Annotated in this window: 1 protein-coding gene; it reads right to left on the bottom strand. The window is 51.7% G+C overall.

Translation table 11 applies throughout. The annotated features are described in order from the left end of the window. Positions 1-16: 16 nt before the first annotated feature. Positions 17-238 (bottom strand): hypothetical protein (locus KVS67_RS13055; protein ID WP_217565556.1); only part of this gene is annotated, 222 nt, incomplete at its 5' end.

Here is a 238-nt window from a genome sequence, read left to right as displayed (position 1 = left end):
CATTCCCTCCAAACAGTCAGCTTACCGCACCCCTTCCTTCTCGCCAGTCATTAAACTCCCGCAAGAGGTCAACGTAGCGGGCGTCAGTCAACTCAACCTTCATTACCGAGTCAATATTCACAGACCCCAAGTCGAGAATCCAAAAATCCTCACGCCTTACAAGACGGCCAGTCTCGACCAAAAATTCATGGGCTTCACGAGAAGCACGTCCCTTGTTCAGAACGGAAGCCATCGCACC

This window comes from Micrococcus sp. GbtcB5 (assembly GCF_019091605.1).
In the GTDB taxonomy this organism is placed as follows: Bacteria; Actinomycetota; Actinomycetes; order Actinomycetales; family Micrococcaceae; genus Micrococcus; species Micrococcus luteus.
The sequence above is the reverse complement of the archived record's forward strand: the minus strand, read 5'-3'. Positions and strand labels throughout refer to the sequence as shown.